Origin of the sequence: Acidovorax sp. A79, from assembly GCF_041154505.1 — a bacterium.
In the GTDB taxonomy this organism is placed as follows: Bacteria; Pseudomonadota; Gammaproteobacteria; order Burkholderiales; family Burkholderiaceae_C; genus Acidovorax.
In genome coordinates this window covers 5,471,214-5,492,763 of record NZ_AP028672.1, presented here as the reverse complement: position 1 = coordinate 5,492,763, position 21,550 = coordinate 5,471,214, and the positions used below count along the sequence as shown (strand labels likewise).

Here is a 21,550-nt window from a genome sequence, read left to right as displayed (position 1 = left end):
CCGCGCGCACAAGCCTTGACGCCGCTCAAGCCGGGCACGGGGATTGCATGGTCCAATCCGGCGGTTGTCCCTCCCCCCACGGCCCGTCGCTGCGCACCATGCCGAGTTCTCCCGCTGTTCCTCCCATGCCCTCCACCCCCACGCCCGCTGCCGCCGTAGCGCCCCACACGCTCACGGAAGACGCGGTGGCCATCTTCACGGGGGTGCTGCTGATCTCCGTGGGCGTGGCGTTTTTCACCAATGCGGGATTGCTCACCGGGGGCACGGCAGGCCTTGCCTTCCTGTTGCACTACGCCACGGGCATCGGTTTCGGCAAGATTTTCTTCGTCCTCAACCTGCCCTTCTACTGGCTGGCCCTGCGCAAGCTGGGGCGTGCGTTCACGGTCAAGACCTTTGCCGCCGTGCTGCTGCTGTCGCTGCTGACCGAACTGCAGGCGCAGTTCCTGCAGTTTGCGCAGCTGCAGCCGCCGTATGCGGCCATCGCGGGGGGGCTTATCACGGGCACGGGGTTCCTGGTGCTGTTTCGCCACCGGTGCAGCCTGGGCGGCGTGGGGATCGCCGCGCTCTACCTGCAGGAACGCTACGGCTGGCGCGCGGGCAAGATCCAGATGGCCGTGGATTGCGGCATCGTGCTGCTGGCGCTGTGGACGGTGGAACCCCTTCGCGTCGCCTGGTCCATCGCCGGGGCCGTGGCGCTGAACCTGGTGCTGGCCATGAACCACCGCCCGGGGCGCTACATGGCGGTATGAGCGGCCTGGGCGGCCCGGCGATGGCCGCCAGATGACAATATGGAAAGGCGCCGGGAACCTTGGGGCCCGCCGCCGTATCATTGGTGGATGCGTCGCGGCCTCTATTTCGTGTTGATGTTGGTGCTGGTCCTCCGGGGCCTCACCGGCACGGCCATGGCCGCGGGCGTCTTGCCGCCGCTGCTCCCCGCGGGCACGTCGCACCCGCAGGAACATTCCCATCACCATGCCGCTGGCGGCGACTCCATCGGCACGGCGGGGCAGGAGCACCACCAGGGCCTGCCTGCCGGAGAGGGAGGGGACGGACAGGACCCTGGCCATGCCGTGCTGGCCGCTGCCTCCGCCGGGTGCGACGGCACCAGCGCCGGCTGCGCGGCGCACGAGCACCACTCCGCCGCCTGTTCGGCGTGCGAGATCTGCCATTCCGCGATGCTGGATGCGCCCATGGCACCAGCACCGGATCACCCCCCCACGGGCGCCATGCTGCCCGTCGCCTCCGCGCAGTTTGACAGTGCTCCCGCGGCACTGGCCATCAAGCCACCCATCGCCTGACCTCTGACGCCCGAAGTGCGTCTGCCCGAGCCCCACAGCCACCCGCCATCGGGTGGCGGGGCGGCAGCGCCATGCCCTGTTCGTCTGTTGTCTGGAGATCGCCATGCGCGCCCCCATTTCACTTTTCCTGTCTTTACCGTCGCTCCGGCGAGCAGCCTGCCTGGTGCTGCTCGCACCGGCACTTTCACTCGCTAACGGCACCGCATCCCCGGGCACGGGATCCCTGCCCTTCCCTGCGGCGGACCCCGATGCGCCCACGGCGTCGCTGGTCCACCGCGCCACCGGGCCCCAGCCTGCGCTGGCGCAGGAGGCGCCCGCACCCCATGCATGGCGTGATGCGCACAGGGCGGTGGCCGCCTTTCCCCGCGGCCATGCCGACATCCTGGCCTGGGAGGCCCGGCAGGGCGCCCAGCTTCCCACCCCCAGCGCCCCGACGCCACAGGGGCCCCGCGCCGGACGCGGCGACTCCCACGGCATCCACGGAAGCCAGGGCGGTTCCGCAACCCCGCAACCCTCCCCGCATGGCCACCACCACGCGCCCGGGAGCCGACCATGAGCGCGCCGCAGTTCCTTTCTTCAACGGCACGCCGCCGTCCCGCACGCCTGTCCGTGCTGGCCGCTGCGGCCGTGCTCGCGGGCTGCGCCAGCGTCTCGCCCGACGGCCTGCGGGGCGACGTGGCCGCGCTCACCGCGGGCCGAACGGGCAGCACGCAGGCCGCGGCCCTGCCCGCCAACGACACGGCAGCCCGGGCCAAGGCGGAGCAGTCCTTGCAGGGGTGGCTGGCCCAGCCCCTCACGCAGGATGCCGCCGTGCGCATCGCCTTGCTCAACAACCCCGGCCTGCAGGCGCGGCTGGCTGCCCTGGGCGTGGCGGATGCCGAACGCGTGCAGGCCATCACGCTGCCCAACCCACACCTGGCCCTGGGGCGCTTCACCAACAGCCAGGAGCGTGAAATCGAGCGCACCCTGGCCTTCAGCCTGCTGGATCTCATCACCCTGCCATGGCGCAGCCAGCGCCAGGAAGAGCGCATGCAGATCGCCACGCTGCAAGCCGCGCAGGAGGTGGTGGCGCTGGCCGCCGACACACGGCGCGCCTGGCTGCGCGCCGTGGCTGCCGAACAGGTCAGCGCCACGCACGACCGCATGGTGCAAGCCGCAGAAGCCGGGGCCGAACTGGCCCGCCGCATGGCGCGCGTAGGCAACTGGAGCCGCCTGCAGCACGCCCGTGAACAGGCGGTGCTGCAAGAGGCCATCCGCCTGCGTTCCCGCGCCCGGCTTGCCGCCGCCACCGAGCGCGAACAGCTCAACCGCCGCATGGGCCTGTGGGGACTGCAGGCGCAGTACCGCCTGGCGGACGCGCTTCCACCCCTTCCAGACGGCGCCTTGCCCGCGGACGGCATCGAATCCATCGCATTGCGCGAGCGGCTGGATGTGCAGGCCGCACGCCGCCAGCTCGACACCCAGGCGGTCCGCCAGGGCTGGAACCGCGCGGGGGCCGTGTTTGGCGACGTGGGCCTGGCCTACAGCCGCAACACCGCCGCCGAGCGCGGCTCCGGCCACCGCGAGATCACGCGCGGCTGGGAGATCGATGCGCCCCTTCCCCTGTTCGACTGGGGCGGTGCCGCCCGCACCCGGGCCCAGGCCCAGGTGGAGCAAAGCGCTGCCCAGCTGCAGGAGACCGCCGTGCGCGCCCGTGGCGAAGTGCGCGCCGCCTGGCTCACCTACCGCACCGCGCTCGACCTGGCGCGCCAGCAGCGCGACGAGGTGGTGCCCCTGCGCCAGCTCATCACCCAGGAGACCACCCTGCGCTACAACGGCATGCTCGCCAGCGTTTGGGAATTGCTGGCCGAGGCGCGCGCCAGCACGCAGTCGGTGGCCAACGCCATCGAAGCCCAGCGCGATTTCTGGCTGGCCGAGACCGACCTGCAGCTCACCCTCACCGGCACGTCGCCGGGCGCGCTGCAAGACCTGGCAGCCAGCGCTGCCCCCTCCTCATCCCCACAAGGCCACTGACATGCAAAGACGCCATTTCTTCTCCGGCGCCGCCACGGCCGTGGCCGCTGTTTCCGTCAGCCGCGCGGCCCTGGCCGCCTTGCCCGAGCCCGCCATGCAAGGCAGCGCCGATACGTCCGCGCCGCTGCACCCGCCCACGGGCCGCCCCTACAACCCCGTGGTCACCCTCAACGGCTGGACCACCCCCTGGCGCATGAACGCGGGCGTCAAGGAGTTCCACCTGGTGGCCGAACCCGTGGTGCGCGAGGTCGCGCCGGGCTTCGTCGTCAACATGTGGGGCTACAACGGGCAGAGCCCCGGCCCCACCATCGAGGTGGTGGAGGGCGACCGCGTGCGCATCTTCGTCACCAACCGGCTGCCCGAGCACACCACCATCCACTGGCACGGCCAGCGCCTGCCCAACGGCATGGACGGCGTGGGCGGGCTCAACCAGAACGCCATCCAGCCGGGCAAGACCTTTGTCTACGAATTCACGGCACGCCGCCCGGGCACCTTCATGTACCACCCGCATGCGGACGAAATGGTGCAGATGGCCATGGGCATGATGGGTCTGTGGATCACGCACCCGAAGGCGGCGCACCCGCACATTGCCCCCGTGCAGCGCGACTACGCCTTCCTGCTCAACGCGTTCGACGTGGAGCCTGGCAGCCGCACGCCCAAGGTCAACACCATGCTGGACCACAACATCTGGTGCTGGAACAGCCGGGTGTTCCCCGCCATCAGCCCGCTGGTGGCGCGCCAGGGCGAGCGCGTGCGCATCCGCGTGGGCAACCTCACCATGACCAACCACCCCATCCACCTCCACGGCCACGAGTTCGAGGTGACCGGCACCGACGGCGGCCCCGTGCCCAAAAGCGCGCGCTGGCCCGAGGTGACCACCGACGTGGCCGTGGGCCAGATGCGCCAGATCGAACTCATCGCCGACGAGCCCGGCGACTGGGCATTGCACTGCCACAAGAGCCACCACACCATGGGTGCCATGGGGCACGACGTGCCCACCATGATCGGCGTTCAGCACGAGGGCCTTGTCGGCAAGATCCAGAAGATCGTGCCCGACTACATGGTGATGGGCGAGCGCGGCATGGCCGACATGGGTGCGATGGAAATGCCCCTGCCCGACAACACCTTCCCCATGATGACCGGCACCGGCCCCTATGGCCCGCTGGAGATGGGCGGCATGTTCACCACCTTCAAGGTGCGCGCCGGCCAGGCGGCGGGCGACTACCGGGACCCGGGCGACTACCCGCAGCCGCCCGGCACCCAGGCCCAGGAATGGAAGGGCCTCGCGGCCAGCACCCCGCACCCGCCCCGCAGCGACACGCCAGGCACAGCAACCGGCGCGGCCTCCGCGCGCAAGCCCCCGGCCAGCGGACATCGGCACTGACATCCACGGCCAGCACCATCCCCATTGAAAAGGAATCACCCATCATGAATACTATCAAATCCATAGCAGCCATCGCTCTACTGGCATCCGCAACCAGCAGTTTTTCCCATGAAAACATGCCGCACCCCGGTGCCCGCGCAGCGGCGGTGAAGGAACAGAAGGCATGGGGCATCGCGGGCGACACCCAGGCCGTGGCCCGCACCATCACCCTGCGCATGACGGACGACATGCGCTTTACCCCCAGCCACATCGAAGTGCGCGAGGGTGAAACCGTGCGGCTGCGCGCCGAGAACAAGGGCCAGGTGCTGCACGAGGTCGTGATCGGCACCAAGGCCGACCTGGACGCCCACGCCGAGATGATGGCCAAACACCCCGGCATGGAGCACGACGAGCCCTACATGGCCCATGTGGGCGCGGGAAAGAAAGGCGACATCGTGTGGCAGTTCAACCGCGCGGGCCAGTTCGACTTTGCCTGCCTCATCGCGGGCCACTACCAGGCGGGCATGACCGGCACCATCACCGTGCTGCCCCGCAAGCCGTGATACCGCCCCGCACCCCAGGAGAACCCATGAACCGATACACCACGGCCGCGCACGGCGCCGCCCTGCCCCAAGCCACGGGCACGACAACATCCGCAGGCCAGTCCAGCCGCCGCCAATGGCTGGCCACCACGCTGCCCCTGCTGGGTACCGCGCTGGCAACCGCCACGCTGCCGGGGCTGGCCCGGGCCGCTACGGGCACCGCCACCCCGGTGGAAGTGTGGAAAGACCCCAGCTGCGGCTGCTGCAAGGACTGGGTGGACCACATGCAAGCCAGCGGCTTCAAGCTGACGGTGCACGAGACCGGCAACAACGCCGTGCGCGCCCGCCTCGGCCTGCCGCCAAAGCTGGGCTCGTGCCACACCGCGCTGGTGGGCGGCTACCTCATCGAGGGGCACGTTCCCGCCAGCGATGTGCGCACTTTGCTGCGGCAAAAGCCCCCGGCCCTGGGGCTGACCGTGCCGGGCATGCCCATCGGCTCGCCCGGAATGGATGGCGCCGCCTATGGCAACCGCCGCGACCCTTACGACGTGCTGCTGGTCGCCCGCGACGGCACCACCCGCGTCTTCAACAGCTACCACGCCACCACAGCGAAAGGCACCCCATGAAATCCTTGCAAGCCATCACCGCCTCCACCCTCCTTCCGGTCCTGGCCGCGCTCGCGCTGGCTGCAGCGGCGCAGCACGCCGTGGCCCAGGTGCCTGCGGCCGCCCCCGCCCAAGCAGCGTCCGCGCACGCCGGTGGCCAGGATGCGCTCAGCGAAGGCGAGATCACCCGCTGGGACGCGCGCACGCTGCGCGTCACCCTTCGCCACGGAGAGATCAAAAACCTGGACATGCCACCCATGACCATGGTCTTTCGCGTGCAGGACGCCAGCGTGGTGGGCGACCTGAAACCCGGCGACAAGGTGCGTTTCAGGGCCGAACAGGTGGGCGGGGCCTACCACGTCACGCGCCTCGAAAAAGCGCCCTGACAGGATCGCCCGGAGCCCTGACACCGCGCAAGGACAGCGCGGTGCCCGGGCACATAATCAAAGCCATGAGTTCATCCCCCCACGTCCTGGCCGGCAGCGCCGGCAGCATCACCCGCGTGGCCGGCATCGAAGTCGGCCACTTCACAGAAACCCGTCGCCCCACGGGCTGCACCGTCATCATCACCCGCGAGGGCGCGGTGGCAGGCGTGGACGTGCGCGGCGCCGCGCCCGGCACGCGCGAGACGGATCTGCTCGACCCGTCGAATCTGGTGGACAAGGTGCACGCCATCATGCTGGCCGGGGGCAGTGCCTGGGGGCTGGATGCCGCCACCGGCGCCGTGCGCTGGCTCGAAGAGCGCGGCATCGGCTTCGACGTGGCGGTGGGTCGCCTGCCCATCGTGCCCGCCGCCGTGCTGTTCGATCTGCTGGTGGGAGACATGCGCATCCGCCCGGATGCCGCGGCGGGGTATGCGGCGTGCGATGCGGCCTCCACCGCAGACCCCGCAGAAGGCAATGTGGGCGCTGGCACCGGCGCGGCCCTGGGCAAGATCTTCGGCATCCAGCGCGCCATGAAGGGCGGCATCGGCACCGCCTCGGTCACGGTCGATGGCGTGACCGTGGGGGCCCTCATTGCCTGCAATGCGCTGGGCGACGTGGTGGACCCGGACACCGCCCAGGTGATCGCCGGCGCCCGCACCGACGACGGCCTGCGCCTGCGCGACACCCGCCGCGCCCTGCTGCGCGGCGACCCGCCACAGCCGCTGCTGGCGGGCACCAACACCACCATCGGCGTGGTCGCCACCGACGCCGCCATCACCAAGGTCCAGGCCCATCGCCTGGCCGTTGCCGCCCACGACGGGCTGGCCCGCAGCATCAACCCCGTGCACACCATGTCGGATGGCGACACGATCTTCAGCCTGGGCACCGGCCGCGCCAACAAGAGCCTGGGCATGATGGTCCTGGCCACCATGGCCGCGGAAGCCACGGCCATCGCCACGGCGCGGGCGGCACGGGCAGCACGCGCGATCACCACGGCGGAGGGACTGCACCTGCCCTGGGCGGGCGACCTGGGATGACGCTTCCCTGATCCCTGGCCGGCCACGCCTGCCCGGTTGACGCCGATGCAGGCACTGCCGCTGGGGCTTCCCGCGCGGGCCACCGCACGGCAGGCCAGCGCCGAAGAAGGCGTGCGCATTGCCCCCCGCCGGCCCGGCGCAACGGCGCCCCTCGCCAGAGGATTCCAGGCACGGCGGCTGGAACAGCCGACACGGCAAGCCCCCCCGGAAGCCCCTATGATGCATACGCCGGACGGCCCCATGCGCCGGGCTTCCGGCAGCCGTGCAGTGCGGCCCGGCCGCGCGGCGGGCTTCGAGCACCACAGTTCCGATTGCAACGAGGAGAACCCATGAAAGACCCGACCCGTCTACGGCGCGCCTGGCTGCTGTGCCTGCCTCTCCTGGTGAACGCCCAGGCCGCGATGGCCCAGGACCAGTTCGTGGACCTGCAGTCGAACGGAGGCTATGCCTCCTACCGCCTGCCGGACGACACCACCCAGGTGGACCTGAGCGAACAGACGCAAGGCGCCTGCCGCTTCAACAGAACCTGGGGCTATGACCTGACCCGCCGCGAGCTGTGGACCAACGGCGGCTGCGGCGGCCGCTTCAAGGTCACCCGGGCCTACGCGTCCGGCAACAACCAGAGCGGCTCCAATGCCGGCGCGGCCGTGGCTGCCGTCGCCGCCATCGCAGGCATTGCCCTGCTGGCCAACCACAACCGGCATGACGACGACCGGAGGCCCGAGTACCCGGACTATCCCGACTACGGTGGCCGTGGCGGCGAGATCCGTGTGGACGGCCGCCTGTGCCTGGACGTGACCAAGGGCAACATCCGGCCTGGCACCCCGCTGCAGGTGTATGACTGCAACGGCACGGCATCCCAGCGCTTCAGCGTGGGCCGGAGCGGCGAAATCCGCGTGCGTGACCTGTGCGTGGATGTGGACCGTGGCGATCCACGCGACGGCGCGCGCGTGGTGCTGTGGTCGTGCTCCGGCTCCCGCAGCCAGAGCTGGTCCACACGGGGTGGGCAGATCGTGAGCCAGCTCAATGGCAAGTGCCTGGACGTGGAAGACGGCCGGGTCCGCCAGGGAGCGCCCACCATGGTGTGGCCATGCAACCGCAGCCCCAGCCAGCGCTGGTGGTGGTAAGGAGCCCGAGATGACGACGATGACGAATCCCGCCCTTCGCCTTCTTGGCGCTGCCGCCTGCACGCTGGCGCTGGTGGCAGCGGGCCACGCAGCCGACACCCCCGTGTCCTCGCCCGCCACGCCGCCCAGGCCTGCCGCTGCCGGCCAGAAACCCGCACCCAGGCCCCTCGCCAACCGGCTCCAGGCCATCTGCTCCTCCGCCGATCTCAACCACGATGGCAGCGTCTCGCTGGATGAGTTTCACCAGGACATCGTGCGCAGCTGGCACAGCCTGGGCCCTGACGCGGACGGCTATGTCCCGCTCTCCGGCCTGGCGAACGTGCCCCGCATGGGCAAGGGCCGGTTGAAGCGGCTGGCGGCCACCGACAAGGACGGTGACGGCAGGCTTTCGTTCAAGGAGGTTGTGGAAACCCGCATGGCCTACTTCGAAGCCGCGGACACGGACCAGAATGACGAGCTGTCGCTGCAGGAATGCGTGGCCTACGAGCGCCAGCGGCGCAGCAGCAAGCCGTAGATGCCGTGCGAGCCCCGGGATGCGGCGTAGGCTACGGCGCCTCGGACGCTTCCCGCATCCTGGCCATGATCGCCTCGATGTAGGGATCATACAGCCCGTGCTCCCGCAGCGCACGATCAAGCGCCAGCACGTAGTCAATATTGGGGCCAAACACGCCACGGGCGCGGGCGACCAGCCGTGCCACGGTGGAGGCTGACGCGTCCTGCTCGTGCTGTGGGTGCTCGGTGTTGGCCACGAAAGTAATGGCATGGACCGTACCGCCCCCGGCCAGCTGCACCGGCAACCACCGCGGCACATAGCTGCCGCCCGTCATCTCGCGCGTCCACAGCAGGCGGACTTCGTCGCGGGCAGTGGGTGCGGCAAGCCTCAGCGCCACCCCCTGGACCTCGCCGCCGGACAGCAGGGAGAGCACGCGGCCAGGTTGCCCGGGACTGCCCCGCCCCGAGATGGAGCGCAGGCAGAAGCTGCGGTGCCAGCCCCGCAGCGTGGCCGTGCGCTGTTCTTCGAAGACCATGAGCGGGTTCCAGATGAGCGAGCCATACCCAAAGACCCAGACAGGACCGCCGGGGCGCTGGGCCCAGGTCTCTGCAAAGGACTGATCGAGCCGTGCATCCGTCCATGAGGCATGTTCCGGCATGGCCAGGTGGCTGCGAAAGCTGCCGTTGCCGAGGTTCTCGCGGGTCAGGATCGTCATGGGAGCGACGGCGCCAGGGTGGGCACGGAAGATGAAGCAACAGACAGTTTGCCATGCCGCCCCCGTCCTGCGCACGGGGCCGCAGGGGCGGGGCCCGGCACATACCGCACCAACGGATACGTTTGCTCCCCTGGCGCGGCCGCGCATGCACGGATAATCAGCGTGCCCCGGCCCCGCAGGGAGCATCGCCAGCACCGCGGCCGGCCATCCGCCCTGATTCAACCGCTTCCGGCGTGAGACCCGTACCCGCTCCCTTCTCGCAGCCCCCGCCGTCCACCCTTTGCACTCCACACCGATCACATGTCCCAGGCCTTTCGCAACACCCTGCTTTCCCTGCGCGACCTGATCGTGTCGGCCGGCCCGCTTGCCTTTCTGGCGGTGGGGCTGCTGATGGTGGCGTACTGGTGGCTCAACCCCAACCCGCCCAAGACGGTGACGCTGGCCACCGGCCCCGGTCAGAGTGCGTATGAAGAGTTTGGCAAGCGTTACCAGAAAGCGCTGGCGGTGGACGGCATCGAGGTCGTGCTGCTGCCCAGCGACGGGTCCTCGCACAACCTCCAGCTGCTGCGCGAGGGGAAGGCCGACGTGGCATTCGTGCAGGGCGGCACGGCCGAACTGCAGCCCGATGATGCGGACGCGCTGGTATCGCTGGGCAGCCTGTTTGTAGAGCCCGTGTGGCTGTTCTACCGGACGGAATCCGCCGAGCGTGCCTACAACGTACCCAGGCTCGACAGCCTGCGCCAGCTGCGCGGCTGGCGTGTGAATGTGGGGTCCGAAGGCAGTGGCGTGCCCAAGCTGATGGAACGCCTGCTCGACGCGAACAAGGTGGAGCCCGGCGCGGTGAAGATGTCGCGGCTGGAGCAGACGCCTGCCACCATGGATTTTCTGGCGGGCAAGCTCGATGCGCTGGTTTTTGCCTCCGCCCCTGAATCGTTGATGGTGCAGATGCTGCTGCAGACGCCCGGCGTGCAACTGCTCGACTTCGCCCAGCATGAGGCCTATGCGAGGCGCTTTCCGTTCCTGACGCCGGTGACCCTGCCACGTGGCGTGGTGGACCTGGCCGCCAATGTGCCCACACGGGACGTGCGCCTGGTCGCCTCCACCACCTCGCTGCTGGCGCGCGAGGGCACGCACCCCGCTTTGCTGACCCTGTTCGCACAGAACGCGCAGAAGCTGCACGGCGGCTCGGGCTGGTTCAACCGCGCACGGGAGTTCCCCAACTCGCGCAGCAGCGAGCTGCCCATCGCCAAGGAAGGCGACCGTGCCATGAACGAGCCCGTCCCCATGCTGCAGCGCTACCTGCCGTTCTGGATGGCCAATCTGATTGAGCGCATGTGGCTCGTGCTGGGCATCCTACTGGCGATCATGCTGCCACTGTCGCGCATCGTGCCGCCGCTGTACCAGTTCCGGGTGCGTTCACGCGTGTTCCGCTGGTATGGCCGGCTTCGCGAGATCGAGAACGACATGGAAGCGGGCAAGGCGGATTCGGCCGAACTCCTCAAGGCCCTGAACACGCTGGAGGCACAGGCCGAAAAGGTGAGCGTGCCGCTGTCCTACGCCGACGAGCTGTACGCGCTGCGCAACCATATTCACCTGGTGCGCAAGAAGCTGCTGCGCGCATGACCCACGGGGCTTGACCCCCATGGCGGGGAAAGGCGCCCCGTCGCAGCCGCTGGACCAGGGCCTGGAATGCCGCCGGAGCCGGGGCCGGTTGGTTTCTAGCGCGTCTTGGAAGAGGAAGACCTGGAGCCCGATATCGACCCGGATCCGCCCGAACCCTTGCGGGCCGCTCCTGCGGCGACGGCATCCAGGGCACGGGTGGTGGCCGGCAGGGTTGGCACGACGCGCAACGAACCCTCCGCGGCCAGCTTGTCGCGCATGCGCCGCGTCATGGACTGCGTGCTCGCATCGGGCGCCGTGAACAGGAACAGCGTGCCATGCGGACTGGCCCAGGTGAGCTGGGTGCGCACCAGCCGGCCATTGGTGATGAGCTCGACCCAGGCACCGATCACGAAATCGGCATAGGGATCGGGGGCTGCCTCGACAGGCGCCTGTGCGCTGTCCTCCGGTACCGGGGCGGAGGATGCGGCTTCGGCAGGCTGCGGCGCCGGCGGCGGAGCATCGGCCTCCGGCTCTGGCTCTGCCTGAGGCGCTGCCGCCACGGGGGCGGGCGCGGGCTTTTCAAAGGCAGACTGGTGCAGGCCCACCAGCCGCTGCAAGAAGGCGCTGGTCTGGACGGCAGGGTAGTTGACGGTCTTGAGCCCTTTGCGCAGCTTGGCCAGCAAGCCGGGAATCGCCTCATTCAGGCGGTCAGGCTCCTTGCGCGTCAGGTCTGGCTGCGAACTCCACAGCAGCACTGGAACCAGCGCCAGATAGCCACCAGGATCTTCATCCCGGCTGTCGTCCGCCTTCAATACCTGCGCCAGCGCGATCACATCGGCCCAGGGGCCTGCCGCAAAATCGAGCACGTCGGCAGGGACATTCTCCAGATCCGGCAGCTTGCGGATGTCCGCCGCAATCTTCTCGGCCAGCATTTCGCGCTGTTCGGCATGCAACAGGGCTTTCTGCTGCGCCTCCTGGTGGGCCTTGATCTTCTGCTCCTGCGCCTCCCAGGCGGATTGCAGGGCCTTGAGCACCGTGTCGAAGGGCCCCGCATCCTTGATTTCGTTGGTGGTGAGGTGCTCCACCGCCCCATTGAGCAGGCGCATGAAGCGGCTGAACCCGGGCGTGGATTCCGCGGTGAAAGCGAGGCTGCGCTGCGTCAGCTCGTCGAGCAGGCGCCGGGCGGGATGGGTTCCGTCGGAGAAGAACCGCCCATCGTGCCGCACCAGTTGCTTGAGCGCAGGCTCCAGACTCTTCACGGCCTGCTGGACCTGCGGCAGCAGGCGGGAGTCTTGCGCAATGTTCTCCATCATGCGGCCGACCACTTCGATGGCCATGGCCGTGGACTGCGTGGCGGCCTCCATCGGCATGGCCGCATAGACCACCGGCGCCACCCCGGGGCCCCGCCATCCCGACAGCGGGGCCGACAGCGAAGCCGACTGGCTGCCACTTGCAAGGCGGCCCACCAGGCGTTCAAGCTGGGCCATGTCCTCGATGGCCTCCGCCGCGGCGCCCGCAGGGAAATAGCCACCGCCATGGGGCATCGCCTGTGCTCCGGCCACGGCGCCCCCCACTTGAGGCGACGCCACCCACGCAGGCTGCAGCGCCACCGGCTGCGAGGGCATCGCCGCCCCGTACGCACGCGGATCGAAGGGGTCGCCACCCGCCAGCATCTGGCGCAGGATGCCCACGGTCAACAGGGCCTCTTCCGCGGCGGGCGCCATGGGCGACTGCATGGAATCGCCGCTCCAGCCGGTCGCCGGGCCGATTCCCCGGCCATAGCCGGTGGTGCCATAGTCTCCCATCGCTGCTGCCATGGAGTTTCCGTAGCCGGAATACCCCCCGCCATAGCCCGTCCCCATGCCGGTGTTCATGCCAGGGCCGCCGTATCCTCCGCCGCGCCCCGAGTTTCCGGATGGCGTGCCCAGCACCGCATAGCCGACCGGCTGCACACCGTGCTCTCTCAGGCTCGCAGCGGTTTTCTTGTACTCATCGACCAGGAGCTTGCCCAGCAGATCGCGCATGTGCTGCATCCACAGCTGGCGCACCTCGGGCGAGACGCCCGTGTCGCCCACGACCTGCTGGAGGGCGCGGATGTAGCTTTCAGGGCGCAAGGGGTTGCGCTCGGGTTGCACGCTGCGCAGGCCTTGCGCCGAACTGACCAGGGTATTGAGTTCGGCCAGCACCGCGTCGGTGGCGTGCAGCGCCGACTGCTGCGCCTTGGAGAGTTCCACCTGCGCCTGCATCTCGCTCTCATCCATGAGCGAGAGTTCGCCGAAGTCCATGCCCGTGTCTTCCGCCGAACTGCGGCCTTTGGCGATGCCCGGCCCTTCGGCGAAGATCTCCAGCAAGGCCATGGGGTAGCCCTTGACCAGCGCAGCCTCATGCTGGTTCAGCAGCCGCAGGCTGTCGCTGACCAGGTTGCGCTGCTGGATGTTGCGGTTGGCCGACTCTTCCTCCGTCAAGGCCGCCTGCGTGACCTTGACCAGTTGCTGCATCAGCGCCTCGCCCCCGCGCACGGCGTTGACGACACAGGCACGGAAAACGGTTCTCGAGCGAGACGCAGTCTGGGACATGGTGGGGGAAGGAATCGGACGACAAGTTTCCAGATGCAATGCTACTTGACCTGACGCCTTATTTGAGGGCTTTGAAACGCATCCGCTTGGGCTTTGCACCCTCTTCACCCAGGCGTTTCTTCTTGTCCGCCTCGTATTCCTGGTAATTGCCGTCAAAGAACGTCCACTGGCTGTCACCTTCGGCGGCCAGGATGTGCGTGGCGATCCGGTCCAGGAACCAGCGATCGTGGCTGATTACCAACATCGTGCCGGCGAATTCCAGCAGCGCATCTTCCAGAGCCCGCAAAGTTTCCACGTCCAGATCGTTGGACGGCTCATCGAGCATCAGCACGTTGCCGCCAGCAATCAGCGTCTTGGCCAGGTGCAGGCGGCCGCGTTCGCCGCCGGAAAGCATGCCGACCTTCTTTTGCTGGTCGCCGCCATTGAAGTTGAACCGGCCACAGTAGGCGCGGCTCGCCATCTGGAACTTGCCGACATTGAGGATGTCGAGTCCGCCGGACACGTCTTCCCACACCGTCTTGTCGTTGGACAGGTCATCGCGGTGCTGGTCCACGAAGGCCATCTTGACGGTGGAGCCAATGACGACTTCGCCCGAATCCGGCTTTTCCTTGCCGGCAATCAGCTTGAACAGCGTGGATTTACCTGCGCCATTGGGGCCGATGATGCCGACGATGGCGCCCGCGGGAATGTTGAAGCTCAGGTTGTCGATCAGCACCCGGTCGCCAAAGGACTTGGTGACGTTCTTGAACTCGATCACCTGGCTGCCCAGGCGGTCGGCCACGGGAATGAAGATTTCGTTCGTTTCGTTGCGCTTCTGGTATTCGTAGTCGCTCAATTCCTCGAAGCGGGCCAGGCGGGCCTTGCTCTTGGCCTGGCGGGCCTTGGGGTTCTGGCGCGACCATTCCAGTTCCTTCTTCAGGGCCTTGGCACGGGCTTCTTCGCCCTTTTGCTCGGCTTCCAGGCGTGCGCCCTTTTGCGTGAGCCAGTCGGAGTAATTGCCCTTGTAGGGAATGCCGGAGCCACGGTCCAGTTCCAGGATCCACTCGGCCGCGTTGTCCAGGAAGTAGCGATCGTGGGTGATGGCCACCACGGTGCCGGAGTAGCGCTGCAGGAACTGCTCCAGCCAGTCCACGGATTCCGCGTCCAAGTGGTTGGTGGGTTCGTCGAGCAGCAGCATGTCGGGTTTGGAGAGCAGCAGGCGGCACAGGGCCACGCGGCGCTTCTCACCACCAGAAAGCACGCCGATGTTGGCATCCCAGGGGGGCAGGCGCAGCGCGTCGGCGGCAATTTCAAGCTGGTGCTCGGAGTCGGTGCCGGCGGTGGCGATGATGGCCTCCAGCTCGGCCTGTTCGGCGGCCAGCGCATCAAAGTCGGCGTCTTCGGCGCCGTAGGCGGTGTAGACCTCCTCCAGGCGGGCCTTGGCGGCAAATAGCTTGCCCATGCCCGCTTCCACACTCTCCCGCACGGTTTGCGTGGGATCCAGCTGGGGCTCCTGGGGCAGGTAGCCGATGTTCAGGCCCGCCATGGGAATGGCTTCGCCTTCGATTTCCTTGTCCAGGCCCGCCATGATTTTCAGGAGGGTGGACTTGCCCGAACCGTTGGTTCCCAGCACGCCGATCTTGGCGCCCGGGAAGAAGCTCAGGGAGATGTCTTTCAAGATCTGCCGCTTGGGCGGCACGATCTTGCCGACGCGGTTCATGGAGAAAACGTATTGGGCCATTGAATGTCAAACCTGCAAAAGTGAGCAGAAATTCTGCGTGCAAACCGAGATTATCGGGCCATGCGACAATACCCACCGTAGCGGGCTCCAGTTGCCCGTCACATCAGCACACTGCTGGGGACGAAAGAAGCAACGCTTCCGGGCTCCCAATCCTGAACCTCATCAGCCTGAGACTGGCTCGGCAACCCCCCGGTTGCACGACAGGTTGATACCCAGCGCCCCGGACGGGCGCAATCAACGACATGACATTTGACGAACTGAACCTGGCTCCTGCCATCCTGAAGGCCGTGCACGAAACGGGCTATGAAACCCCCACGCCCATCCAGGCCCAGGCCATCCCCGCCGTTCTGGAAGGCCACGATCTTCTGGCCGGCGCGCAGACTGGCACCGGCAAGACCGCCGCGTTCACCCTGCCCATGCTGCACCGCCTCTCGCAAAGCGCTGCACCCAAGAACAAGTTCGGCGGCAAGGGCATCCGCGCCCTGGTGCTGACCCCCACCCGCGAACTCGCCGCCCAGGTGGAAGAGTCCGTGCGCGAATACGGCAAGTACCTCGACATCAACTCCACCGTGGTCTTCGGCGGCGTGGGCATGAACCCGCAGATCGACCGCATCAAGCGCGGCGTGGACATCCTGGTGGCCACCCCGGGCCGCCTGCTGGACCTGCAGCAGCAGGGTTTCCTGGATCTGTCGACCGTGCAGGTCCTGGTGCTTGATGAAGCCGATCGCATGCTGGACATGGGCTTCATCCACGACGTGAAGAAGGTGCTGGCCCTGGTGCCCAAGGACAAGCAGAGCCTGCTGTTCTCCGCCACGTTCAGCGACGAGATCCGCGAGCTGGCGGGCACGCTGCTCAAGAACCCGCAGAGCATCCAGGTCACGCCGCGCAACACGACCGTGCAGCGCATCTCGCAAGTGATCCACCCAGTGGGCCGCGGCAAGAAGAAGCAGGTGCTGCTGCACATCATCCAGCAGCACAACTGGAGCCAGGTGCTGGTGTTCACGCGCACCAAGTTCGGCGCCAACAACGTGGCCGAGTTCCTGACCAAGAACGGCGTGCAGGCCATGGCCCTGCACGGCAACAAGAGCCAGAGCGCCCGCACGCAGGCCCTGGCTGGCTTCAAGAGCGGTGATATCCGCGCGCTGGTGGCCACCGACATTGCCGCGCGCGGCATCGACATCGACGACCTGCCCCACGTCGTCAACTATGAAATCCCCAACGTCTCGGAAGACTACGTGCACCGCATCGGCCGCACGGGCCGCGCTGGCGCCACCGGTGAAGCCGTGAGCCTGGTCTGCATGGACGAAGAGGGCTTCATGATGGACATCGAGCGCTTCACCAAGCAGCAGATCCCGGTGCAGATCATCGAAGGCTTTGGGCCCGAGCCAGGCGAGAAGGCCGAGCCCATCGCCATGGGCCGCCAGACCATCTGGGGTGGCGCCGGCAAGCCCCCGAGCCGCGAAGTGATGCAGGCCGCCGCCAAGGCGGCGCGCAGCGAAATGATGGAACGCATCCGCACCAACAAGGCAGGCCAGGGTGCTGGCGGCGGTGGCGGCGGCGGTGACCGTGGCCCCCGCCCAGCCGGCGGTGGCAATGGCGGCGGCCGTGGCGGCCGCGCCGGTGGTGGCGCAGCAGCAGGCGGCGGCGGTAGCAGCAACAGCCCGCGCGGCGCCCGTGCCGGCGGTGGTGGCGGCCAGGGCGGCGGCGCACGCGCTGGTGGCCAGGCCCCTGCACGCGGCCGCTCCGGCGGCGGTGGTGGTGGCGGCGGCTACGAAGGCGGCAACCGCTATGACGACTCGCAACCTCCACGCGCCAATGCCCACCTGGGCACGCACATGGGCCACGCCAACCCGGGCCACCGCAGTTCCGGCCATGCCGGCGGCGGCGCGGGCGGCCAGCCTGATCCGATGCGCACCAGCGTGGACAGCATGGGCGGCGGCGGTCGCCGTGGTGGTGGCGGTTATCGTGGCGGCAACGGTGGAGGTGGCGGCTATGGCGGAGGCACGGGTGGTTCTGGTGGCCGGGGCAACGGGTCTCGTGGGCCAGGCGGTTCTCGCGGGTCTTTTAACCGCTGAGACGGATGAGGCAGGGGGCGCTCCAGGCGCCCCGCGCGTGGCAGCCGTGCATGTGCTGCACGCCAAGGGACGGCGCGCGCCAGCCACGAGCCACCCCCGCCTGCACTTGCACGCGGTGGACTTTGCCGCCCTGCCCGCCCTGCCGCCCATTGACGAGGTCTACATCACGCTGGGCACGACCATGGCTGCCGCGGGCAGCCAGAGCGCTTTTCGCGCCGTGGACCATGACGCCGTGCTGGCCACCGCCCGCGCAGCGCGTGCCGCCGGGGCCACCCGCTGCGGCGTGGTCACCGCCATGGGCGCCAACGCGCAGTCGGGCATCTTCTACAACCGCGTCAAGGGCGAGGTCGAGCGCGACCTTCAGAGCCTGGGCTTTGCCACGCTGGTGATCGCGCGCCCTTCCCTGCTCATCGGGGAACGCCAGGCCCTGCAACAGGCAGCGCGCCCCGCCGAATCCATCTCCATCAAGTTGTTCAGGTGGCTGGATCCGGTCATTCCCGCCAAGTACCGCGCCCGTCCGGGCACCGATGTGGCGCGGGCGCTCGTGCGGGCCGTGCGGTCAGGCCCTGCCGGACTGCATGTGCTGGCGGGCGACGCGCTGCGGGCCTTCTGACCCTGCCAGCCGGTGCGGACCGCAGCCGCGGCATCCTTGTGCGATGCTCTGCCCATGCGCCCCAACGACCCACCCCAGCCCCTGGCCACCCTGATGGTGGCCACCTGCAACGTGCTCAACCTGGCCAACCCGGGCCGCCTGTTCTATGAGAACCAGGATCCGTACACCCAGGCCGAGTTTGATCGCAAGCTCACCTGGCTGGGCGACCGCTTCCGCATGCTCAATGCCGATGTGCTGGCGGTGCAGGAGGTATGGGACGACGCGGCCTTCAAGGGGGCCATCGGCCGCAGCGGCCTGCGCTACGACTTCGTGGCCGTGCCCGGGGCGGAGAACGACGCCACGCATGGCGGTGCACAGGGCACGCCACGCGTGGGCATCGCCACGAGGCTCAAGGTGGAAGCCTTGCAGTCGTTCCCGGAATTCCCGCCGGGCTTTCACGTGGATGTACCGGGGCTGGCGGTGCATGCGCGCTTTGAGCGGCCGCCACTGGTCCTGACGCTGCGCATGAAGCATGGTCAGCGCCTGAATGTGCTGACCGCGCACCTCAAGTCCAAGCGCCCCAAATTCCTGCAGGATGCGCAGGGCAACCCGACGGAAGACCGGGACGACCGCAAGGTGATGGCATTGGCCTCCCTGCGTTCCTTGATCATGCGGGGCGCCGAGGCCATGGCGCTGCGCTGCCTGGTGATCGATCTGCTGCACCGCACCAGCGTGCCGCTGGTGGTGATGGGGGATTTCAACGACACGCCCGACAGCGTGACAACGCAGCTCATCTGCGCCACGAACGAGATCGCCTACGACCGCTCCGCCCGCGATGTGGCCCTGTTCAATGCCTACGACCTGCAGGGCGACGCGGCGCTGAAGAAGGATGTGGCGTACTCGCACATCCACCAGGGCTCGCCCAGCGTGCTCGACCAGATCCTGGTGAGCGAGGAGTTCGTGCACAACGGCCGAAACAGCATTGGCGACGTGCGGCGGGTGGACTACTTCAATGACCACCTGCATGAAGGGCGCGACCGCACCCGTTCGGACCACGGGTTCGTGCGCGCGCTGCTGCGGCTGAAAATGATGCCGGCGACCACGGCTGCACCCGGGGCGCCAGCGGCCGCGCATGCGGCGGCGGAGCCTCCATCCAGCCCGCTCGCTTCCGGCCCGGGCATGTAAGCGCGGGCACGGCACGCCGCGGCCCGGCGCGCATTCGGCGGTTGCGGGATGGCACATGCCCGTGCCCGCGCTCGCGGGGGGGGACGGCGCTGAGCCCCCAGGGGCTGCGATCACCCGGCCTGTGCGGCAAGGCGCCTCCGAGAGTCGCCGGTGAAACTGCGTGGAAAAGCGGCAATCCGGGTGTCAACCCTGTGTTTGCAACGGGATGTACGCCGACACGGTACGGCGGGGGCGGGCAGGTAACATCACCGTAACAAGCCGCCCGCGAGGCTCCCAATGGCAGAAACCACCATGACCATGCATTCCCCTTTTCTCCGCCACCCAACGGACGCCCCTGCCGCCCTGGTTGCACCCGCCTTTTCGACAAGGCGGATGCCCTTGCGCGCGTCGGCGCTGCTGGTCGCCGTGCTGCTGACGGCCTGCTCCAGCACGCCCCTGCCCCCCTGGCCGTCCACCCCTGCCGCCAGGACCACCGCACCGGCCCCGCTGCCGCGTGTGCAGCAGGGCACCGTGGTGCCCACGCCGCTGGGCCAGGCATCGCAGGCGCAACGTCAGGGGGCCATCGCCAGCCCCCTGCCACCACCCGCCGCGCTGGTGGTCCAAAACGAAGGCCCCATGGCACCGCCCTATGGCGCAGCCGTGGCAGCCCGCTTCCCCGACCCCGCCGTGGCCTACAGCACGCCTGGCCTGGGCCCGGACCGCCGGGCTTTCACCACCAATGCCGAACTCGGCCAATGGCTGCTCTCGCTGGCTGAACCGGCCCCCCGCGGCCCCACGCGCGCCAAGTTGCTCCATCTGGGCACGTCCCAACGCGGGGAGCCCATCCAGGGGCTGCTGGTCACCCGTGCCGCTGGCACCGAGCCCGCCAACCTGGACACGAGTGGCCGGCCGACGGTCGTTCTGGTCGGGCAACAGCATGGCGATGAACCTGCGGGCAGCGAGGCCCTGCTGGTGATCAGCCGCGAACTGGTGCAGGGGCTGCTCGAGCCCCTGCTCGACCGCATCAATGTGGTGGTGGTGCCCCGGGCCAATCCCGACGGCGCGGCCGTGGGTACGCGTGTCACGGCCAATGGCGTGGACATGAACCGCGACCACCTGCTGCTCAACACCCCGGAGGCCCGCGCGCTGGCCAAGGTGGTCAATGACTACCGCCCCATCCTCGTCGTGGACGCCCACGAATACACCGTGGTGGGCCGCTACCTGCAAAAATTCAATGCCATCCAGCGCTACGACGCACTGCTGCAATACACCACCACCGCCAACTACCCCGAGTTCCTGACCAAGGCCTCGCAGGAGTGGTACCACCAGCCGATGGTGGCAGCGCTCAAGGCGCAGGGCCTCACGAGCGACTGGTATTACACCACCTCGACCAATCCGGAGGACAAGCGCATCTCCATGGGCGGCACACAGCCCGACACGGGCCGCAACGTGAACGGCCTGAAGAACACGGTGAGCCTGCTGATCGAAACACGGGGCGTGGGCATCGGGCGCATGCACATCCAGCGCCGCGTGCATTCGCAGGTCACGGCCATCGCCAGCGCGCTGCGCAGCACGGCCGAGCGCGCCGGCAACCTGGAGCAGGTCCGCTCCTTTGTCGCTCGGGATGTGAGTGCCCTCGCCTGCCGCGACCAGGCCGTGATCGAGGCCGCCGCCACGCCCACCCAGCGGGAGCTGGACTTCCTCGACCCGCAGACAGGGGCAGACCGCCCCATCCGCGTGGACTGGAACTCCTCCCTCACCTTGCGCCCGACCAAGACCCGGGCCCGGCCCTGCGGCTACTGGCTTTCGGCCAGCTCCACCGCCGCCGTCGAGCGCCTGAGGCTGCTGGGCCTGCAGGTCATGCGCGTGGCCGAGCCGGGCTCCGCGCTGGCCGACATCTACCGTGAAACCGCCCGCGAGGCAGGCGACCGCCAGGATGTGATTGGCACCATCGCGGGTGGCACAGGAATCGTGCGTGTACAGGTGTCGCCCGTGCGCAGCGCCATCGACGTGCCTGCGGGCAGCTTCTACGTGCCGCTGAACCAGCCCCGCGCCAACCTGGCCCTTGCCGCGCTGGAGCCGGACACGCAAAACAGCTATTTCGCCAACCACCTGATCGAAGAGCTGGGGAACACCGCGCGCATCATGGCGCCTCCGGCACTGGTATTTGAAGAAACCGACTGACTTGCTATTCAATTCATAG

Annotated in this window: 18 protein-coding genes; 15 read left to right on the top strand and 3 right to left on the bottom strand. The window is 68.5% G+C overall.

Annotated features, from left to right (window positions below; all coding sequences use genetic code 11):
* Nucleotides 1-125 precede the first annotated feature (125 nt).
* The 10 genes from ACAM51_RS25370 (at nt 126) to ACAM51_RS25325 (ending at nt 8,924) form a co-directional block, all read left to right on the top strand.
* Nucleotides 126-749 (top strand): YitT family protein, encoded by a 624-nt coding sequence (locus ACAM51_RS25370; RefSeq protein ID WP_218338895.1) that lies wholly within the window; start codon nt 126-128, stop codon nt 747-749.
* A gap of 114 nt (nt 750-863) precedes the next feature.
* Complete coding sequence (locus ACAM51_RS25365) at nt 864-1,298, top strand: hypothetical protein (protein ID WP_369642259.1); 435 nt, start codon at nt 864-866, stop codon at nt 1,296-1,298.
* A gap of 552 nt (nt 1,299-1,850) precedes the next feature.
* Complete coding sequence (locus ACAM51_RS25360; protein WP_369642258.1) at nt 1,851-3,311, top strand: TolC family protein; 1,461 nt, start codon at nt 1,851-1,853, stop codon at nt 3,309-3,311.
* A gap of 1 nt (nt 3,312) precedes the next feature.
* Nucleotides 3,313-4,695 (top strand): multicopper oxidase family protein, encoded by a 1,383-nt coding sequence (locus tag ACAM51_RS25355; protein ID WP_369642257.1) that lies wholly within the window; start codon nt 3,313-3,315, stop codon nt 4,693-4,695.
* 44 nt (nt 4,696-4,739) lie between these two features.
* Nucleotides 4,740-5,237 (top strand): plastocyanin/azurin family copper-binding protein, encoded by a 498-nt coding sequence (locus tag ACAM51_RS25350; RefSeq protein WP_218294257.1) that lies wholly within the window; start codon nt 4,740-4,742, stop codon nt 5,235-5,237.
* 26 nt (nt 5,238-5,263) lie between these two features.
* Complete coding sequence (locus ACAM51_RS25345) at nt 5,264-5,842, top strand: DUF411 domain-containing protein (RefSeq protein WP_218294256.1); 579 nt, start codon at nt 5,264-5,266, stop codon at nt 5,840-5,842.
* The gene (locus ACAM51_RS25340; protein WP_218294255.1) at nt 5,839-6,207 is read left to right on the top strand and encodes a copper-binding protein; all 369 of its coding nucleotides are present in this window, start codon (nt 5,839-5,841) and stop codon (nt 6,205-6,207) included. The genes ACAM51_RS25345 and ACAM51_RS25340 overlap by 4 nt, the downstream gene beginning before the upstream one ends.
* Nucleotides 6,208-6,272: 65 nt before the next feature.
* Complete coding sequence (locus tag ACAM51_RS25335; protein WP_218338902.1) at nt 6,273-7,283, top strand: P1 family peptidase; 1,011 nt, start codon at nt 6,273-6,275, stop codon at nt 7,281-7,283.
* A 329-nt stretch (nt 7,284-7,612) separates the two neighbouring features.
* Entirely contained in the window at nt 7,613-8,410 is a 798-nt protein-coding gene (locus ACAM51_RS25330; RefSeq protein ID WP_369642256.1) for a lectin, read from the top strand.
* Between the two features lie 10 nt (nt 8,411-8,420).
* Entirely contained in the window at nt 8,421-8,924 is a 504-nt protein-coding gene (locus tag ACAM51_RS25325; protein ID WP_369642255.1) for a hypothetical protein, read from the top strand.
* A gap of 31 nt (nt 8,925-8,955) precedes the next feature.
* On the opposite strand, the gene ACAM51_RS25320 is transcribed toward ACAM51_RS25325, so the two are convergent.
* Nucleotides 8,956-9,618, bottom strand: a complete 663-nt coding sequence (locus tag ACAM51_RS25320; RefSeq protein WP_369642254.1) for a gamma-glutamylcyclotransferase — start codon at nt 9,616-9,618, stop codon at nt 8,956-8,958.
* A 300-nt stretch (nt 9,619-9,918) separates the two neighbouring features.
* On the opposite strand from ACAM51_RS25320, the gene ACAM51_RS25315 reads away from it, so the two are divergent.
* Nucleotides 9,919-11,241, top strand: coding sequence for a TAXI family TRAP transporter solute-binding subunit (locus ACAM51_RS25315; RefSeq protein ID WP_218294250.1), 1,323 nt, complete (start codon nt 9,919-9,921; stop codon nt 11,239-11,241).
* Nucleotides 11,242-11,336: 95 nt separating this feature from the next.
* On the opposite strand, the gene ACAM51_RS25310 is transcribed toward ACAM51_RS25315, so the two are convergent.
* Together ACAM51_RS25310 and ettA are read right to left on the bottom strand one after the other, a co-directional pair.
* Nucleotides 11,337-13,796, bottom strand: a complete 2,460-nt coding sequence (locus tag ACAM51_RS25310) for a DUF1631 family protein (protein WP_369642253.1) — start codon at nt 13,794-13,796, stop codon at nt 11,337-11,339.
* A gap of 58 nt (nt 13,797-13,854) precedes the next feature.
* On the bottom strand, nt 13,855-15,516 hold the full coding sequence (ettA, locus tag ACAM51_RS25305) for an energy-dependent translational throttle protein EttA (RefSeq protein ID WP_010460919.1): 1,662 nt from the start codon (nt 15,514-15,516) through the stop codon (nt 13,855-13,857).
* Between the two features lie 242 nt (nt 15,517-15,758).
* Between ettA and ACAM51_RS25300 the strand changes: the two genes are divergently transcribed.
* The 4 genes from ACAM51_RS25300 (at nt 15,759) to ACAM51_RS25285 (ending at nt 21,531) form a co-directional block, all read left to right on the top strand.
* A complete protein-coding gene (locus tag ACAM51_RS25300) occupies nt 15,759-17,591 on the top strand; it encodes a DEAD/DEAH box helicase (protein ID WP_369642252.1) in 1,833 nt (610 codons plus the stop codon).
* Between the two features lie 37 nt (nt 17,592-17,628).
* A complete protein-coding gene (locus tag ACAM51_RS25295) occupies nt 17,629-18,204 on the top strand; it encodes a nucleoside-diphosphate sugar epimerase (RefSeq protein ID WP_369642251.1) in 576 nt (191 codons plus the stop codon).
* A 54-nt stretch (nt 18,205-18,258) separates the two neighbouring features.
* On the top strand, nt 18,259-19,368 hold the full coding sequence (locus ACAM51_RS25290) for an endonuclease/exonuclease/phosphatase family protein (RefSeq protein ID WP_369642250.1): 1,110 nt from the start codon (nt 18,259-18,261) through the stop codon (nt 19,366-19,368).
* Nucleotides 19,369-19,740: 372 nt separating this feature from the next.
* Nucleotides 19,741-21,531, top strand: a complete 1,791-nt coding sequence (locus tag ACAM51_RS25285; RefSeq protein ID WP_369642249.1) for a M14 family zinc carboxypeptidase — start codon at nt 19,741-19,743, stop codon at nt 21,529-21,531.
* Nucleotides 21,532-21,550: the final 19 nt, after the last annotated feature.

Excerpts from the sequence above, each read along its gene's own strand:
- ACAM51_RS25365 (WP_369642259.1), top strand. The coding sequence starts at position 864 with ATGTTGGTGCTGGTCCTCCGGGGCCTCACCGGCACGGCCATGGCCGCG.
- ACAM51_RS25370 (WP_218338895.1), top strand. The coding sequence starts at position 126 with ATGCCCTCCACCCCCACGCCCGCTGCCGCCGTAGCGCCCCACACGCTC.
- ACAM51_RS25300 (WP_369642252.1), top strand. The coding sequence starts at position 15,759 with ATGACATTTGACGAACTGAACCTGGCTCCTGCCATCCTGAAGGCCGTG.
- ACAM51_RS25345 (WP_218294256.1), top strand. The coding sequence starts at position 5,264 with ATGAACCGATACACCACGGCCGCGCACGGCGCCGCCCTGCCCCAAGCC.
- ACAM51_RS25325 (WP_369642255.1), top strand. The coding sequence starts at position 8,421 with ATGACGACGATGACGAATCCCGCCCTTCGCCTTCTTGGCGCTGCCGCC.
- ACAM51_RS25285 (WP_369642249.1), top strand. The coding sequence starts at position 19,741 with ATGCCCTTGCGCGCGTCGGCGCTGCTGGTCGCCGTGCTGCTGACGGCC.
- ACAM51_RS25360 (WP_369642258.1), top strand. The coding sequence starts at position 1,851 with ATGAGCGCGCCGCAGTTCCTTTCTTCAACGGCACGCCGCCGTCCCGCA.
- ACAM51_RS25335 (WP_218338902.1), top strand. The coding sequence starts at position 6,273 with ATGAGTTCATCCCCCCACGTCCTGGCCGGCAGCGCCGGCAGCATCACC.
- ACAM51_RS25340 (WP_218294255.1), top strand. The coding sequence starts at position 5,839 with ATGAAATCCTTGCAAGCCATCACCGCCTCCACCCTCCTTCCGGTCCTG.
- ACAM51_RS25320 (WP_369642254.1), bottom strand. The coding sequence starts at position 9,618 with ATGACGATCCTGACCCGCGAGAACCTCGGCAACGGCAGCTTTCGCAGC.
- ACAM51_RS25350 (WP_218294257.1), top strand. The coding sequence starts at position 4,740 with ATGAATACTATCAAATCCATAGCAGCCATCGCTCTACTGGCATCCGCA.
- ettA (WP_010460919.1), bottom strand. The coding sequence starts at position 15,516 with ATGGCCCAATACGTTTTCTCCATGAACCGCGTCGGCAAGATCGTGCCG.
- ACAM51_RS25310 (WP_369642253.1), bottom strand. The coding sequence starts at position 13,796 with ATGTCCCAGACTGCGTCTCGCTCGAGAACCGTTTTCCGTGCCTGTGTC.
- ACAM51_RS25315 (WP_218294250.1), top strand. The coding sequence starts at position 9,919 with ATGTCCCAGGCCTTTCGCAACACCCTGCTTTCCCTGCGCGACCTGATC.
- ACAM51_RS25290 (WP_369642250.1), top strand. The coding sequence starts at position 18,259 with ATGCGCCCCAACGACCCACCCCAGCCCCTGGCCACCCTGATGGTGGCC.
- ACAM51_RS25355 (WP_369642257.1), top strand. The coding sequence starts at position 3,313 with ATGCAAAGACGCCATTTCTTCTCCGGCGCCGCCACGGCCGTGGCCGCT.
- ACAM51_RS25330 (WP_369642256.1), top strand. The coding sequence starts at position 7,613 with ATGAAAGACCCGACCCGTCTACGGCGCGCCTGGCTGCTGTGCCTGCCT.